The organism is Staphylococcus sp. SA22 (assembly GCF_054165785.1).
In genome coordinates this window covers 13372-29312 of the sequence record NZ_JBSZQY010000012.1, presented here as the reverse complement: position 1 = coordinate 29312, position 15941 = coordinate 13372, and the positions used below count along the sequence as shown (strand labels likewise).

Genomic DNA, 15941 nt, shown 5'->3' with positions numbered 1-15941 from the left:
GTGTCAGTTATTATTAACATTTTAATTTTTTTAGCAATTTTCGGATATGCCTTGTATACGTTAGTTAAATTTTTCAAACGTTCGAAACAAGGGAAATGTGGCACATGTGACATTGATCGTGATTGTTGTGGAACAGAACAACACACAGCGAATCATTTTCCTGGGAAATAATTTAAAAAATGAGCACAGGCGAGGGCGTCCTGATGCTCATTTTTTTGATACACTATATGTTAAAGTATCATGATTTACCTTTGACGACTAACTCATTGTCTTCGATATCTAAATCCACATGTTTAACGTCTGTATGATCTAAATAATAATCTGTTATTTTGTCACGCACTTGTTGTTCAACAATACGTCTTAATGGGCGTGCGCCTAAGTCTTCATCATAACCTTCTTCAATTAACCAATCTTTTGCATCTTGAGAGACATTCATCGTAATACCTTTTTTATCTAATGTTACTTGGACATCATCCAACAATAAATTAATGATTTCTTGTAGTGACTCTTTATCTAGGTGTAAGAATTCTACAATACCATTGAAGCGGTTAAGGAATTCAGGACGGAAGAATTTTTTCATTTCTTGCATAATGTCATCGTATTCTTGGTCTGTACCGTTACCAAAACCAGCGTTTGACGTACAAATAATGATTGTGTTTTTAAAGTTGATGACGTTACCTTGACCATCTGTTAAATTACCATCATCCATCACTTGGAGTAATAATGTTAATATTTGTGGATTAGCCTTTTCAATTTCATCAAATAGAATGACTGAATATGGATTGCGTCGTACTTTTTCAGTTAATGTATTTGAATTATCGTCATAACCGACATAGCCAGCAGTTGTACCAATCATTTTAGAAACAGCAGTAGTATCACTATATTCACTCATATCAAGTCGAATCAGTGCCTCTTTATTACCAAATAAATCAATGGCTAACTGTTTGGCAAGCTCTGTTTTACCAACACCAGTAGGACCGACAAATAGGAAGCTACCAATTGGACGATTGCCATCATCAAAACCAGCTCGATTACGACGAATGGCACGAGAAACCATTTCTACAGCTTTATCTTGACCAATGATTTTACTTCTTAAACGACTAGAAATATTTTTTAAACGTTCAATGTCATTGGCATCCATTTGAGATACAGGAATACCAGTTAATCGTTGAATGGTATCAGAAATATCATGCACCGTTGCTACTGCAGTATGTTCACCATTACTGTTTTCTAATATATCTTGTAGAGATTTGATTTCATTTTGAATGTCATCTGCTTTTTTATATTCTTCAGCACTTACAGCTTTACGCTTATCATGTTCCAATTCAGAAATACGTTTTTCAGTCGCGACTTTATCAATAGCAGGGCTTTGTGCAGATAAATGTGCAGCTGTAATATCTAATACATCGATTGCTTTGTCAGGTAATAAGCGTTGTGGAATATATTGAATGGATAAGTCTACACATGCCTTTAATACGTCATCAGGTAATTTGACTTGATGGTGTGTTTCAAATTTTTCGCGAATTCCTTTTAAAATTTCAACCGTATCTTTTGCGCTTGGTTCGTTAACCAGCACCTCGTTAAAACGACGTGTTAATGCAGCGTCTTTCATGATATTGTTTCGATATTCATCTTGAGTCGTTGCACCTATAATTGAAATTTCACCACGACTTAATGCTGGTTTTAAAATATCAGATAACCCTTTACTACCGGAATCACTTCCTGTTGCGCCGGAACCGATGATTTGGTGAATTTCGTCAAAGAAGAGCACAGCATTTTGTGATGACTTAACGCCTTCAACTAACTTTTGGATGTTTTCTTCAAAGGCGCCACGATATTGCGTTCCAGCTTCAAGCGATGAAATATCTATAGATATAATTTCTTTATCTTTGATTGCTGCAGGTACGTTCCCTTCAACGATTGCTTGCGCTAAACCTTCGACAATCGCAGTTTTACCAACTCCAGCTTCTCCGACTAGGATAGGATTGTTTTTAGTGCGTCTACTTAAGACTTCTGCAGTTTCTTGGATTTCTTTATCACGACCGATGACTGGATCTAATAATCCGTCACGAGCCTCTTGCGTTAAGTTACGACCAATTTGTTCTAAATAATTGCCATTGCCACTTTGTTGACCTTGTTGTCTTAGTGCTGCTTGTTGAAAAGCTTGCGCACTTTGTTCGGCAGAATGATTACCACCTTGTTGCGTAAATTGTGCTAATTCTTCCGGTGAAACTTCTTTACCATTAATATAGTATTTCTTGTTACTAGTCTGATTTGAGTTTTGCATGTCTTGCATCATTCTTCGTAAAATAGAATCGAAGTCACTATTGAAAAAATTGTTATTCATAAACATCACCTCTAAATTTTTAAACTAATAAGTAAAAGAAAATACATTGAAACTATATGCAAAATATAAACAATGGCAATTCTATTTTTCCACCATTGTAGTTTTGAAAACGGCGCATTGTAGGCACTTTATGAACTTTTTGTGTAATTTTTGAAGTAAGTAAGAATTTAAAAGTAAATATTAATCAATGGTTAAGAAACGTATGTGTTGATACATAGTTAATTAAGAAATGGTATATTGTGTTGGTAGTCTATGTGAATTTTGATTTGGAAGTGAATAGTTGATCTTGATAAAGCATAAAGTGTTAATCATTTTCATAAAGTTAAATGAATAGTATGATGATGCAAAAGGAGTGTGTGTTTATGGTATATAAGAGTTACTATGATTCGCCTGTAGGACGATTGGAACTTGTGAGTGATGGGATAAGTCTGACCGCTGTTTTGTTTGAAAATCAACAAGATGATAGTACTAGGGAAGAAAATACGTCTTTAGCGATATTTAAAGAGGCGACACAGTGGTTAGACGCGTATTTTAAAGGTGACAATCCTGAAATCACAATACCTGTAAAGCCAACAGGTAGTCATTTTCAACAGTGTGTTTGGAATGAATTAAGACAGATTCCTTATGGGACGTTAACAACGTATGGTGCTATTGCCAAAAAAGTAGGCAAGGTGCTTGATAAGCCAAAAATGTCAGCACAAGCGGTTGGAGGTGCAGTCGGAAGCAATCCATTATCAATTATCGTGCCATGTCATCGCGTTGTTGGTAAAACGGGTAGCTTAACAGGATTCGGTGGAACGATTAATAATAAAATTAAGCTGTTAGAGTTGGAGAATATCGATATGTCAAAGCTTTATGTACCAAAACATAGCACGAAGCCGTAACGTATAAATATGTTAGAAAAATAAATCTATGCATTGTTAAATACGTTAAATTATTTTAAAAACTAATCAAACTAAATTAATGATAATTTTAGAAAATTAACATCTAGAAATATTGATATATAGATCATTCGGTAATAACATTAAATTGCGCGCAAAGCATTTGATGCATTTAATCTTAAATGAGAAAGGATGATCTGAAAATGAAAGCGAAACTATGGTTTTTATTGACAACTTTGGCATTTTTGATTGCAGTAACGGGATCTATTGGAATAGCAGAAGTAAAAGCAAAAACAACTGGATTGATTACAGAAAATAGTAATGACAGTTTAAAAGAGCATTATGCACAAAAATTTGAAGTTTATACGAATAAAGAAGTAACAGGAGTTGGGGAAAATTATATAGACACGAAAGTTGACACCTACAATGTACGGACAGTGCTCTACAACACTGATTATTTGAAACAGTTTAAAAATCAAGACAAAGTTAATATATGGGGAACATTATATGAAAACCAACAATCTAAAGTATATCGTGGCACAGTAGTTAAGTATGATCCTATATCAAAAGTAACTAACTTATCTTATAGAATGAACTTGTTTGTTAACGGTCATCAAACTAAAGTGAATCCAGACAGTTTATTAGAAGTTAAGAATAAACAGATTTCTCTAAAAGAAACAGATTTTAGAATTAGAAAATATTTATTAGAAAAAGAACACCTATATAGTAATTACAATTCAGGGGAACTAATTATAGAAATGAAAAATGGAGCAAGACATAAAATAGATTTAGGCGACATATTGAGTGACTCACAAGAAAAAACGTTTGATTTTGATAATATTAGTCATATAGATATTTATATGAAATAGGTCGTTCCAACATAAAATGCGTCTAGGGTACTTTGACTTTGACAATTTAAAATAGAATAGCTTAGGAAATTAAGTTCTTAGAAAAACTTCAATAATGTGTCAAATAGACATAATGAATTCATTCAAGACGAAGCATTATGAATAGAAAACAGCAGTAAGACGATTTCAATGAGAAGCTGTCTTACTGCTGTTTTTAGGTTATATTTAAATGTCTTTCAAATACACAGATTACTCTGGTCTGTGATATTCGCGAACGTTATTTTCAATATTTGATAAGTAGAAAATATGACGATCTTCATGAACAGCATCTTGTTCTTCGTCAAAGTCTACGTCATCAAAACGTTTGAAGAATGTTTCATATGCATCAACAGATACTTCAGTACGGTTATTTAATAATGCTTTGTGCGCAGCCTGATCTAAATGATCTTTGTAGCCTTCAACTAATGTCGCACTATAAAATTCACCAACTGAACCTGAGCCATAACTGAATAAACCGATTGTTTCACCAGCTTGTAAATCACGATTTTCAAGTAATGATATTAGGCTTAAATATAATGATCCAGTATAAATATTACCGACATAACGGTTATAATCTACAGCATCTTCATATCCTGAACGTAAACGCTCTTGAGTTGTTTCGTCAGCGTTATCAATGATTGACTCTAATGCCTTTTTACCCATTTTTGTAAATGGAACATGGAAGCATAGTGATGCGAAGTCAGCGAGCGACTTACCTTGACGTTTTGCGTATTCATTCCAGCTTTGTTGGAATGAGCGGATATAAGCATCTTTAGATAATGCACCATCAACTAATGGATATTTATGTCCAGTTGGACGCCAGAAATCATAAACGTCTTCAGTGTAAGCAACAGCATCTTCATTTAATGCCAAAATGCTTGGATTATGTGCAATAACCATCGCAACTGCGCCAGCACCTTGTGTTGGCTCGCCGCCTGAATTCAATCCATAACGTGCTGTATCTGTAGCAATAACTAATACTTTTTCATTCGGTCTAGTTGCTAAATAATCTTTAGCTAATTGAATTGCTGGTGTTGCAGCATAACAAGCTTCTTTCATTTCAAAGCAACGTGCAAAAGGTTGAATACCTAATAAGTTGTGAATTTGAACAGCGGCTGCTTTAGCAGCATCAACTGCTGATTCAGTTGCCACAATTACCATACCAATTTTCTTTTTATCTTCGTCTGTTATAATGTCCTTAGCAGCGTTAGCGCCCATTGAAACGATGTCTTGATTTACAGGACTAACAGCCATTTCAGTTTGACCAATTCCAATTAAAAATTTGTTTGGGTCTACTTGGCGTGCTTCTGCTAATTTAGCCATGTCTACATAGTACTTTGGAACGTAAAAGTTTATTTTGTCGATACCTATTGTCATAAGGTTTTACATCCTTTCAAATTTATAAAAGCAACACTTGTATCATATCAGAATATGCTAATTTTATACAAAGAAATATACTAAATTTAAAAATGATTTGTCGTTTCTTGTAAGCGTTTTAATTTACCTTGTTTTATTTTAAAGTCAAAACGACAATTATTCAATTGAATTTTAAGACGAATAACGTTATTTTATGGTAAAAATAGTAGTGATTGAAATGTTAAAAAATTATGTGAAGTAAAAGGAGTATGTCCATGCAAAGTTTAGATAAGAATTTCCGACATTTATCTCGTCAACAAAAGTTACAACAATTGGTAGATAAGCAATGGTTATCAGAAGAGCAATTCAACATTTTATTGAATCATCCATTAATTGATGAGGAAGTAGCAAATAGTTTAATTGAAAATGTCATCGCGCAAGGTGCATTACCCGTTGGATTATTACCGAATATCATTGTGGACGATAAGGCATATGTTGTACCTATGATGGTGGAAGAGCCTTCAGTTGTCGCTGCAGCTAGTTATGGTGCAAAGCTAGTGAATCAGACTGGCGGATTTAAAACGGTATCTTCTGAACGTATTATGATAGGTCAAATCGTCTTTGATGGCGTTGACGATACTGAAAAATTATCAGCAGACATTAAAGCTTTAGAAAAGCAAATTCATAAAATTGCTGATGAGGCATATCCTTCTATTAAAGCGCGTGGTGGTGGTTACCAACGTATAGCTATTGATACATTTCCTGAGCAACAGTTACTATCTTTAAAAGTATTTGTTGATACGAAAGATGCCATGGGCGCTAATATGCTTAATACGATTTTAGAGGCCATAACTGCATTTTTAAAAAATGAATTTCCGCAAAGCGACATTTTAATGAGTATTTTATCCAATCATGCAACAGCGTCCGTTGTTAAAGTTCAAGGCGAAATTGACGTTAAAGATTTAGCAAGGGGCGAGAGAACTGGAGAAGAGGTTGCCAAACGAATGGAACGTGCTTCTGTATTGGCACAAGTTGATATTCATCGTGCTGCAACACATAATAAAGGTGTTATGAATGGCATACATGCCGTTGTTTTAGCAACAGGAAATGATACGCGTGGTGCAGAAGCAAGTGCGCATGCATACGCAAGTAGAGATGGACAATATCGTGGTATTGCAACATGGAGATACGATCAAAAACGTCAACGTTTAATTGGTACAATAGAGGTGCCTATGACATTGGCAATCGTTGGCGGTGGTACAAAAGTATTACCAATTGCTAAAGCTTCTTTAGAATTGCTAAATGTAGATTCAGCACAAGAATTAGGTCATGTAGTTGCTGCCGTTGGTTTAGCGCAAAACTTTGCAGCATGTCGCGCGCTCGTTTCCGAAGGTATCCAGCAAGGCCATATGAGCTTGCAATATAAATCTTTAGCTATTGTTGTAGGTGCAAAAGGTGATGAAATTGCGCAAGTAGCTGAAGCATTGAAGCAAGAACCCCGTGCGAATACACAAGTAGCTGAACGCATTTTACAAGATTTAAGAAGCCAACAATAATCAAATGCGAATAGCGATTTTTAAAGAAAAGTTTAAGTCAGTCCATCGTAGCGCTTAGATAAATTAATATGAACAAAAAATAAAAACTTCTATCACACGCATACAGGAATTTGAAGCGTTCGTGATAGAAGTTTTTTGATTAGTAAATATAGTTAAAGTTACGTGCTGCCTTTTTGCTTAGTACACGTGTATTGTATTTTAATGGGCGATAAAAGTTGTATTCTGAAACTTTAATACTACCGTTTTTATATACTTGTTCAACAACTGCGACATGTCCATAATATCCTGCAGTTGATTGCATGACAGCAAATTTTCTTGGTGTACGACCAGTCGCATATTTTGATTTACGTGCATTGTAATACCAATTTTTAGCATTGCCCCATCTATTAGAAACAGGTTTACCGACTTGTGCGCGACGTTTAAATGCCCACCATGTACATTGGTTTTTACTATAATAATTAACTGCGGCATGCGATTGATGCGTTTGTTCGACGGATTGATAAGTGAAATCTGCTGAGAAAAGTACTGCAAAAGCAATTAATAAACGAATTAGTATCTTTTTATATTCCATTTTTATCTCCCAAGTTAATTTTTTTCTTTATTCAACGTTATTTATGATAACAAAATTTTTTTAGAAAACAATGCAAGCAATCAACAATAAAAGTAACTGTAATGAAGCTGTCATATAAAGTGTTAAATTGTAATAAAAATGGATTTTTTCATAAAATGTAGAAATTCATGTATCTAACAATTAAGTGTCATAGTGATACAAGGATGTCAGGATTGATTAACAGCGGATATTAGTGGGAAAATATAAAATGATTTAAAAGAAAAGATACGTGGTTCTATAACTGAAAGAAAATAGCAATCACAACATAATAAATGAAGCGATAACATTAAAAATAGCGCCCCTGCAATCAGAGCGCTAACATGAGATGATGTGACTCCATGTATTCATGTATCATTGTACATTTGTGAATTGGTTGAAAACTGATAGTGCCCGTTTAATTACAGGTACTGAGATGCTTTCAGGACATGGATTTGTTCGAAAATATGACAATATTTCACTATGGCTCTTCACTTCTCTAGGGAAATTGCTATCTTGATTAATCCAATCAACCAATTCACCTAATGGTGTGTCATCACCAAGAAAATTTTGCATAAATTCGTAAAAGCTCAATACCTCACCTCGATTAATATACTTGAGCCATTATTATAATAACATAAAAGAATGTGTATTTTACATGAAACTTTTTATAAAGTAATTTTATAAATCTAAATTTATTGAATGTTTAAGAAGTTGTGTATAATGAAATAAACGTGTTGAAATAGTTAGGATGATGTTAGTGGATATCAAACATATGAAATATTTTATTGAAGTCGTTAAGCAAGGAGGCATGACTAATGCTTCCAAATCATTATATATTGCACAACCTACAATTAGTAAAGCAATTAAAGATATTGAAAATGAAATGGGCACGCCCTTATTTGATAGAAGTAAAAGACATTTAATACTTACCGATGCAGGTCAAATTTTTTATGAGAAAAGTAAAGAAATTGTTGCACTGTATGATTATTTACCATCTGAAATGGAACGCTTGAATGGACTGGAAACAGGGCATATAAACATGGGTATGTCGGCAGTCATGAATATGAAGATTCTTATCAATATTCTTGGTGCATTCCATCAACAATATCCAAATGTTACATATAATTTAATAGAAAATGGCGGAAAAACGATTGAGCAGCAAATTATCAATGATGAAGTAGATATAGGCGTGACCACTTTGCCAGTCGATCATCATATTTTCGATTATACTACCCTAGATAAGGAAGATTTGCGACTTATCGTGAGCAGAGAGCATCGACTCGCAAAATATGAAACTGTTAAACTCGAAGATTTAGCAGGTGAAGACTTCATTTTATTTAATAAAGACTTTTACTTGAATGATAAAATTATTGAAAATGCTAAAAACGTTGGCTTTGTTCCGAATACTGTAGCGCAAATTTCACAATGGCATGTTATAGAAGATTTAGTTACGAATGAATTAGGTATTAGTATTTTACCAACATCAATTTCAGAGCAACTAAATGGAAATGTGAAGCTACTACGCATTGAAGATGCGCATGTACATTGGGAATTAGGTGTTGTTTGGAAGAAGGATAAACAATTAAGTCATGCCACAACGAAATGGATAGAATTTTTGAAAGATCGTTTAGGCTAACATATTAATAAAGCACTCATTATTTAAGGCGCATCATTGCGTGGGTCATTGAAATAATGAGTGTTTTTTTGTGAAAATGAAGTGAAATTTAGAGAGCGTTTCCATAGAAAATAGTAATACAAACTATAAAAAAAGAGTATTTTTATATTGTGTACGCCATCTTTATAATAGTTATTGTAACAATTTAGACATATTTAGAAAGGGATGGCGCCATGCACAAAGTCCAATTAATAATCAAACTACTACTACAACTAGGAATCATCATTGTGATTACTTATATTGGCACAGAAATTCAAAAGATTTTTCATCTTCCCTTAGCCGGCAGTATTGTTGGTCTATTTTTATTTTATTTACTATTACAATTTAAGATTGTACCGCTAACTTGGGTAGAAGACGGTGCAAACTTTTTATTAAAGACCATGGTCTTTTTCTTCATACCGTCAGTTGTAGGTATTATGGATGTTGCTTCCGAAATTACGCTAAATTATATACTCTTTTTCGCAGTCATTATTATAGGAACATGCATCGTTGCATTATCTTCAGGTTATATTGCTGAAAAAATGTCTGTTAAACATAAACATCGTAAAGGTGTAGACGCTTATGAATGATTACGTGCAAGCCTTATTAATGATTTTGTTGACTGTCGTTTTATATTATTTCGCTAAAAGGTTACAACAAAAATATCCGAACCCATTTTTGAATCCAGCATTAATTGCATCTTTAGGAATTATTTTTGTCTTACTTATCTTTGGAATTAGTTATAACGGGTATATGAAAGGTGGCAGTTGGATCAACCATATTTTAAACGCAACGGTTGTATGTTTAGCGTACCCACTTTATAAAAATAGAGAGAAAATTAAAGACAATGTCTCTATCATTTTTGCAAGTGTATTAACTGGCGTCATGCTGAATTTCATGTTAGTGTTCTTAACACTTAAAGCATTTGGCTATTCTAAAGACGTCATTGTAACGTTATTGCCCCGATCTATAACAGCCGCAGTAGGTATCGAAGTGTCACATGAACTAGGTGGTACAGATACGATGACCGTACTTTTTATTATCACAACGGGTTTAATCGGTAGTATTTTAGGTTCGATGTTATTAAGATTTGGAAGATTTGAATCTTCTATCGCCAAAGGTTTAACGTATGGGAATGCGTCACATGCATTTGGCACAGCTAAAGCACTAGAAATGGATATTGAATCCGGTGCATTTAGTTCAATTGGGATGATTTTAACTGCAGTTATTAGTTCAGTGTTAATACCTGTTCTAATCTTACTATTTTACTAATTAGAAAAAGACACTAAGAAAGGGAGGCTATTAGTAATAATGGCAAAAATAAAAGCAAATGAAGCATTAGTTAAAGCATTACAAGCATGGGATATAGATCACTTGTATGGTATTCCAGGAGACTCAATCGACGCAGTAGTCGATAGTTTACGTACAGTGAGAGATCAATTTAAATTTTATCATGTACGTCATGAAGAAGTAGCAAGCTTAGCGGCTGCTGGTTACACAAAATTAACTGGTAAAATCGGTGTGGCATTAAGTATCGGTGGCCCTGGTTTAATTCATTTATTAAATGGTATGTACGATGCCAAAATGGATAATGTACCGCAATTAATATTATCTGGACAAACGAATAGTACAGCACTTGGAACGAAAGCATTTCAAGAAACAAATTTACAAAAATTATGTGAAGATGTAGCCGTTTATAATCACCAAATTGAAAAAGGTGACAATGTGTTTGAAATCGTTAACGAAGCAATTCGTACGGCATATGAACAAAAAGGTGTAGCTGTTGTTATTTGTCCTAACGACTTATTAACTGAAAAAATTAAAGATACAACGAATAAACCAGTAGATACATCAAGACCAAAAGTAGTATCACCAAAATATAAAGACATCAAAAAAGCGGTTAAACTAATTAATAAAAGTAAAAAGCCTGTCATGTTAATTGGTGTAGGCGCGAAACATGCGAAAGATGAGCTACGTGAATTTATTGAAATGGCTAAAATTCCTGTCATTCATTCATTACCAGCTAAAACAATCTTGCCGGATGATCATCCATATAGTATCGGTAACTTAGGTAAAATCGGTACCAAAACATCTTATCAAACAATGCAGGAAGCGGATTTATTAATTATGGTTGGTACAAACTATCCATATGTGGATTACTTACCTAAGAAAAATATTAAAGCCATTCAAATTGACACAAATCCTAAAAATATCGGACATCGTTTCAATATTAATGTGGGAATTGTTGGAGATAGTAAAATTGCGTTGCATCAGTTAACTGAAAATATTAAACATGTTGCTGAAAGACCATTCTTAAACAAAACGTTAGAACGTAAAGCGGTTTGGGATAAATGGATGGAACAAGATAAAAATAATAATAGTAAACCATTACGTCCAGAACGATTAATGGCATCAATCAATAAATTTATTAAAGATGATGCAGTGATTTCAGCAGATGTAGGTACAGCAACAGTTTGGTCAACACGATACTTAAACCTTGGTGTAAATAACAAGTTCATCATTTCAAGTTGGTTAGGTACAATGGGTTGCGGTCTTCCAGGTGCAATGGCATCAAAAATTGCATATCCAAATAGACAAGCCATCGCAATTGCTGGTGACGGTGCATTCCAAATGGTGATGCAGGACTTTGCAACAGCTGTACAATATGATTTACCTTTAACAGTGTTTGTTCTAAATAATAAGCAATTAGCGTTTATTAAATATGAACAACAAGCTGCTGGTGAATTAGAATATGCGGTTGATTTCTCTGATATGGATCATGCCAAATTTGCTGAAGCAGCAGGTGGTAAAGGTTATACAATTAAAAGTGCTAGCGAAGTAGATGCTATTGTAGAAGAGGCACTAGCACAAGATGTACCAACAATTGTAGATGTTTATGTTGATCCTAATGCTGCGCCATTACCAGGTAAAATTGTAAATGAAGAAGCGCTTGGTTATGGTAAATGGGCATTTAGATCTATTACTGAAGATAAATATTTAGATTTAGATCAAATTCCACCTATTTCAGTTGCAGCAAAACGTTTCTTATAACTGATTGAAAGGTTATCACAATTGAATTGAACTATAAAAACGGTAATTTCTATTTCAACAAAATGGGAATTGCCGTTTTGTTTATTTATCACAAATGATTGTACTGAATTGATGATAAAATTGTGAAAAAGTTGTTGAAAACGCTTTTACAAATATGTATAATAGCTATGAATTACATATCACTTGCGTGTTACTGGTAATGCAGGCATGAGCAAACAACCGTACTATGAGAATAGTCTTGTTTGTTCATGTCTGCTTTTTTGTACATGGAAGCGGAAATTGAGATAGGGGATGTTTATATGTTTAAGAAATTGTTTGGACAATTGCAACGTATCGGTAAAGCATTAATGTTACCTGTTGCGATTTTACCAGCAGCTGGTATTTTATTAGCGTTTGGTAACGCAATGCACAACGAACAATTAGTAGAAATTGCACCATGGTTAAAAAACGATATCATTGTAATGATTTCGTCGGTCATGGAAGCAGCAGGACAAGTTGTATTTGATAACTTGCCATTATTATTTGCAGTTGGTACAGCACTTGGATTAGCAGGAGGAGACGGTGTTGCAGCATTAGCAGCGCTAGTAGGTTACTTAATTATGAATGCAACAATGGGGAAAGTGTTGCACTTTACAATTGATGACATTTTCTCATATGCCAAAGGGGCAAAAGAATTAAGTCAAGCAGCGAAAGAACCAGCACATGCCTTAGTATTAGGTATTCCAACATTACAAACGGGTGTGTTTGGTGGTATTATCATGGGTGCTTTAGCAGCATGGTGCTACAACAAATTTTATAACATTACACTACCACCATTTTTAGGATTCTTTGCAGGTAAACGATTTGTACCGATTGTGACATCGGTCGTAGCGATTGCAACAGGTGTGGTTTTAAGCTTTGCGTGGCCACCAATTCAAGACGGATTAAATAGTTTATCGAATTTCTTATTAAATAAAAATTTAACATTAACAACGTTTATATTCGGTATTATTGAACGCTCATTAATTCCATTTGGTTTACATCATATTTTCTATTCACCGTTCTGGTTTGAATTCGGAAGTTATACAAATCACGCAGGTGAATTAGTTCGTGGTGACCAACGTATTTGGATGGCACAATTGAAAGATGGCGTACCATTTACTGCTGGTGCATTTACTACTGGTAAATATCCATTTATGATGTTTGGTTTACCAGCGGCGGCATTTGCTATTTATAAAAATGCACGACCAGAACGTAAAAAAGTCGTGGGTGGTTTAATGTTATCAGCAGGATTAACTGCATTTTTGACTGGTATCACTGAGCCATTAGAATTTTCATTCTTATTTGTAGCACCAGTACTTTATGGAATTCACGTATTATTAGCTGGTACATCATTCTTAGTAATGCATTTATTAGGCGTTAAAATTGGTATGACATTCTCAGGTGGTTTCATAGATTATATTTTATATGGTTTATTAAACTGGGATCGTTCACACGCATTATTAGTTATTCCAGTCGGTATTGTATACGCTATCGTGTATTACTTCTTATTCGACTTTGCAATTCGTAAGTTTAAATTGAAAACACCAGGTCGTGAAGATGAAGAAACTGAAATTCGTAACTCTAGTGTCGCAAAATTACCATTTGATGTCTTAGATGCAATGGGTGGAAAAGAAAATATTAAACATTTAGATGCATGTATTACACGTCTGCGCGTAGAAGTGGTTGATAAATCAAAAGTAGATGTCGCAGGTATTAAAGCTTTAGGCGCATCAGGTGTATTAGAAGTTGGAAACAATATGCAAGCTATCTTTGGTCCAAAATCAGATCAAATTAAACATGATATGGCCAAGATTATGAGTGGTGAAATTACGAAACCAAGTGAAACGACAGTGACTGAAGAAATGTCAGATGAACCAGTTCACGTAGAAGCACTTGGAACAACAGACATCTATGCACCAGGTGTCGGTCAAATCATTCCATTATCAGAAGTACCTGATCAAGTATTCGCTGGTAAAATGATGGGTGATGGTGTTGGCTTTATCCCTGAAAAAGGTGAAATTGTAGCACCGTTTGATGGTACAGTGAAAACAATCTTCCCTACGAAACATGCGATAGGATTAGAATCTGAAAGTGGTGTCGAAGTACTTATTCATATTGGTATCGATACAGTGAAACTGAATGGTGAAGGATTCGAAAGTCTGATTAACGTTGATGAAAAAGTAACACAAGGTCAACCATTAATGAAAGTGAATTTAGCATACTTGAAAGCGCACGCACCAAGCATCGTTACACCAATGATTATTACAAATCTTGAAAATAAAGAACTTGTCATTGAAGATGTACAAGATGCTGATCCAGGTAAGCTAATTATGACAGTCAAATAATGATTGAAAATGAAATAGCATATCAAATGAATGAACTTTTAGTCATTCGTAGTGCGTATGCGAAGTAGCGAGTTGAAAGAGAATACGGTACAAAAGGCAGTAGCTTAAAATGAAGCTACTGCCTTTTTAGTGCGTGTTGATGAGAATAAGGTAAACATTAGTGTTAGATATAGAAAACATTGCTTATGTTTATGTCACTTTTTAGAAAAATGCATCTTCGCGACTAGCCAAATTAATAGCGTCATTGAAAAGTTTGATTTTCCGTAATAAAGTTCAATTGCTTGTATTTTTATCATGAAAGTAATAAAAATAAATTAACATGATTTTAAATCTATTTGTAAGATAAGGAGATTTGTCATTATGACAACAGAAGGTCTATTAGTTGCAGAGAAAGAAATCGAAGTGAATGGTTACGACATTGATGCGATGGGTGTCGTTAGTAATATCGTTTATATTAGATGGTTCGAAGATTTGAGAACAGCGTTTATTAATCAGCACATGAATTACTCAACAATGATCAATCAAGGCATTTCACCTATACTTATGAAAACGGAAGCAGAATATAAAGTACCTGTCACAATACATGACAAACCAGTAGGCCGTATTTACTTAGTTAAAGCAAGCAAGATGAAATGGATGTTTCAGTTTGAAATTGTGTCCGCACATGGCGTGCATTGTATTGGTACACAGACAGGCGGTTTTTACAGATTGAGCGATAAGAAGATTACCTCTGTGCCACAAGTATTTCAAGACATTTTAGCAACAAAATAGTGACTTCATTTTAAAATATAAAAAGTAAGAAGGTGTTCGAAATGGTTAAGCAATTAAATAGTGTCGAAGCATTCCGTGAATTTATTCATCAATATCCGTTAGCAGTTGTACATGTCATGCGTGATCAGTGTAGCGTGTGTCATGCCGTTTTACCACAAATTGAAGACTTGATGCAATCATATCCCAATGTGCCATTAGCTGTGATTAATCAAAGTCAGGTGGAAGCTATTGCTGGAGAATTAAATATTTTCACTGTACCTGTGGATTTAATCTTTATGAATGGAAAAGAAATGCATCGTCAAGGGCGTTTTATCGATATGCAACGTTTTGAACATCATCTTAAGCAAATGAATGATAGTGTGAATAACGATGTCGATGAGCATTAATATCGCAAATGATTAGCATTGCTAAGATTATGTAGACATCATAACTTATTTCCCAGTAAATATTGGTAGTAATAAGAATCAGCATGGTACAGTAGAG

Annotated in this window: 15 protein-coding genes; 11 read left to right on the top strand and 4 right to left on the bottom strand. The window is 34.3% G+C overall.

Features of this window, described 5'->3' with window-relative positions:
* Positions 1-171, top strand: a complete 171-nt coding sequence (locus ACXQH5_RS10445) for a FeoB-associated Cys-rich membrane protein (RefSeq protein ID WP_000111116.1) — start codon at positions 1-3, stop codon at positions 169-171.
* 67 nt (positions 172-238) lie between these two features.
* Here ACXQH5_RS10445 and clpL read toward each other — a convergent pair whose 3' ends face one another.
* On the bottom strand, positions 239-2347 hold the full coding sequence (clpL, locus tag ACXQH5_RS10440; protein WP_001063329.1) for an ATP-dependent Clp protease ATP-binding subunit ClpL: 2109 nt from the start codon (positions 2345-2347) through the stop codon (positions 239-241).
* A gap of 362 nt (positions 2348-2709) precedes the next feature.
* On the opposite strand from clpL, the gene ACXQH5_RS10435 reads away from it, so the two are divergent.
* Both ACXQH5_RS10435 and sey read left to right on the top strand, forming a co-directional pair.
* Positions 2710-3231, top strand: a complete 522-nt coding sequence (locus tag ACXQH5_RS10435) for a methylated-DNA--[protein]-cysteine S-methyltransferase (protein ID WP_000262593.1) — start codon at positions 2710-2712, stop codon at positions 3229-3231.
* A gap of 200 nt (positions 3232-3431) precedes the next feature.
* On the top strand, positions 3432-4097 hold the full coding sequence (sey, locus tag ACXQH5_RS10430) for a staphylococcal enterotoxin type Y (protein WP_000644943.1): 666 nt from the start codon (positions 3432-3434) through the stop codon (positions 4095-4097).
* Positions 4098-4325: 228 nt separating this feature from the next.
* Here the strand turns inward: sey and ACXQH5_RS10425 are convergent, their stop codons facing one another.
* Positions 4326-5492, bottom strand: a complete 1167-nt coding sequence (locus ACXQH5_RS10425; protein WP_000151980.1) for a hydroxymethylglutaryl-CoA synthase — start codon at positions 5490-5492, stop codon at positions 4326-4328.
* A gap of 254 nt (positions 5493-5746) precedes the next feature.
* Here ACXQH5_RS10425 and ACXQH5_RS10420 point away from each other — a divergent pair, with 254 nt between their 5' ends.
* On the top strand, positions 5747-7027 hold the full coding sequence (locus tag ACXQH5_RS10420; protein ID WP_001191008.1) for a hydroxymethylglutaryl-CoA reductase, degradative: 1281 nt from the start codon (positions 5747-5749) through the stop codon (positions 7025-7027).
* A gap of 139 nt (positions 7028-7166) precedes the next feature.
* Here the strand turns inward: ACXQH5_RS10420 and ACXQH5_RS10415 are convergent, their stop codons facing one another.
* Entirely contained in the window at positions 7167-7598 is a 432-nt protein-coding gene (locus ACXQH5_RS10415) for a CHAP domain-containing protein (protein WP_000455861.1), read from the bottom strand.
* Between the two features lie 390 nt (positions 7599-7988).
* The gene (locus ACXQH5_RS10410; protein ID WP_000011686.1) at positions 7989-8207 is read right to left on the bottom strand and encodes a sterile alpha motif-like domain-containing protein; all 219 of its coding nucleotides are present in this window, start codon (positions 8205-8207) and stop codon (positions 7989-7991) included.
* 166 nt (positions 8208-8373) lie between these two features.
* Between ACXQH5_RS10410 and cidR the strand changes: the two genes are divergently transcribed.
* The 7 genes from cidR (at position 8374) to ACXQH5_RS10375 (ending at position 15844) form a co-directional block, all read left to right on the top strand.
* Entirely contained in the window at positions 8374-9252 is an 879-nt protein-coding gene (cidR, locus tag ACXQH5_RS10405) for a cidABC operon transcriptional activator CidR (protein ID WP_000351763.1), read from the top strand.
* A 212-nt stretch (positions 9253-9464) separates the two neighbouring features.
* Positions 9465-9860: a holin-like murein hydrolase modulator CidA gene (gene cidA / locus ACXQH5_RS10400; RefSeq protein ID WP_000549734.1), complete on the top strand. Its 396-nt coding sequence runs from the start codon at positions 9465-9467 to the stop codon at positions 9858-9860.
* The gene (locus tag ACXQH5_RS10395; RefSeq protein WP_001001019.1) at positions 9853-10542 is read left to right on the top strand and encodes an LrgB family protein; all 690 of its coding nucleotides are present in this window, start codon (positions 9853-9855) and stop codon (positions 10540-10542) included. The genes cidA and ACXQH5_RS10395 overlap by 8 nt, the downstream gene beginning before the upstream one ends.
* Before the next feature lie 39 nt (positions 10543-10581).
* Entirely contained in the window at positions 10582-12321 is a 1740-nt protein-coding gene (locus tag ACXQH5_RS10390) for a pyruvate oxidase (RefSeq protein WP_001062648.1), read from the top strand.
* A 299-nt stretch (positions 12322-12620) separates the two neighbouring features.
* Complete coding sequence (gene ptsG, locus ACXQH5_RS10385; RefSeq protein ID WP_000473669.1) at positions 12621-14687, top strand: glucose-specific PTS transporter subunit IIBC; 2067 nt, start codon at positions 12621-12623, stop codon at positions 14685-14687.
* Positions 14688-15047: 360 nt separating this feature from the next.
* Positions 15048-15458 carry an acyl-CoA thioesterase gene (locus tag ACXQH5_RS10380; protein ID WP_000206030.1) on the top strand — a complete coding sequence of 137 codons (411 nt, stop codon included), beginning with the start codon at positions 15048-15050 and terminating at the stop codon, positions 15456-15458.
* Between the two features lie 41 nt (positions 15459-15499).
* Entirely contained in the window at positions 15500-15844 is a 345-nt protein-coding gene (locus tag ACXQH5_RS10375; RefSeq protein ID WP_000240662.1) for a thioredoxin family protein, read from the top strand.
* The last annotated feature ends 97 nt before the right edge of the window (positions 15845-15941 follow it).

Excerpts from the sequence above, each read along its gene's own strand:
- clpL (WP_001063329.1), bottom strand. The coding sequence starts at position 2,347 with ATGAATAACAATTTTTTCAATAGTGACTTCGATTCTATTTTACGAAGA.
- ACXQH5_RS10435 (WP_000262593.1), top strand. The coding sequence starts at position 2,710 with ATGGTATATAAGAGTTACTATGATTCGCCTGTAGGACGATTGGAACTT.
- sey (WP_000644943.1), top strand. The coding sequence starts at position 3,432 with ATGAAAGCGAAACTATGGTTTTTATTGACAACTTTGGCATTTTTGATT.
- ACXQH5_RS10425 (WP_000151980.1), bottom strand. The coding sequence starts at position 5,492 with ATGACAATAGGTATCGACAAAATAAACTTTTACGTTCCAAAGTACTAT.
- ACXQH5_RS10420 (WP_001191008.1), top strand. The coding sequence starts at position 5,747 with ATGCAAAGTTTAGATAAGAATTTCCGACATTTATCTCGTCAACAAAAG.
- ACXQH5_RS10415 (WP_000455861.1), bottom strand. The coding sequence starts at position 7,598 with ATGGAATATAAAAAGATACTAATTCGTTTATTAATTGCTTTTGCAGTA.
- cidA (WP_000549734.1), top strand. The coding sequence starts at position 9,465 with ATGCACAAAGTCCAATTAATAATCAAACTACTACTACAACTAGGAATC.
- ACXQH5_RS10395 (WP_001001019.1), top strand. The coding sequence starts at position 9,853 with ATGAATGATTACGTGCAAGCCTTATTAATGATTTTGTTGACTGTCGTT.
- ACXQH5_RS10390 (WP_001062648.1), top strand. The coding sequence starts at position 10,582 with ATGGCAAAAATAAAAGCAAATGAAGCATTAGTTAAAGCATTACAAGCA.
- ptsG (WP_000473669.1), top strand. The coding sequence starts at position 12,621 with ATGTTTAAGAAATTGTTTGGACAATTGCAACGTATCGGTAAAGCATTA.
- ACXQH5_RS10380 (WP_000206030.1), top strand. The coding sequence starts at position 15,048 with ATGACAACAGAAGGTCTATTAGTTGCAGAGAAAGAAATCGAAGTGAAT.
- ACXQH5_RS10375 (WP_000240662.1), top strand. The coding sequence starts at position 15,500 with ATGGTTAAGCAATTAAATAGTGTCGAAGCATTCCGTGAATTTATTCAT.